General features: G+C 45.5%; 1 protein-coding gene. It reads right to left on the reverse strand.

What is annotated here, in order from left to right; genetic code table 11:
- The coding region (locus C1J00_RS48765; protein WP_102914289.1) for a cytoplasmic protein at positions 1-413 on the reverse strand (413 nt) is incomplete at both ends.

Genomic DNA, 413 nt, shown 5'->3' on the forward strand with positions numbered 1-413 from the left:
CGTCAAGGTAACGGTCCCCGGCTTCACAGACATCGGAGATTTCATCCTCTTGGGTTATTTCGACAAGAAGATTTCTTAATTCCTCAGAATCCGTCAGGTTTTTTGTGAGTTCATAAAAGCGATCTGCGGCAAAATTAGCCAGTTCGCCTTCTTCATCTTCACCTTTCCAGTCAACGAGGTGAATAAATCCTTCGCCGCGTAGAACTTGTAAAAATGCCTGTGCCAGCTCGTTATTTCCGAGATCGCCACCGCTACAATCCAGGACGTCCTGCAACCCATATTCGTCTTCATCTTCGTCTTCAAAGATTTCAGGTTGCGTCGAAAGTTGAGAGAAAATAGTGGGCCATAAGGTTGGGTTGTGTGATAAAAAAACGTTGGCGACGACGTTGAGGTCGTCTGCAAAATTCTTATCC

Source organism: Streptomyces cahuitamycinicus (assembly GCF_002891435.1).
Lineage (GTDB): Bacteria > Actinomycetota > Actinomycetes > Streptomycetales > Streptomycetaceae > Streptomyces > Streptomyces cahuitamycinicus.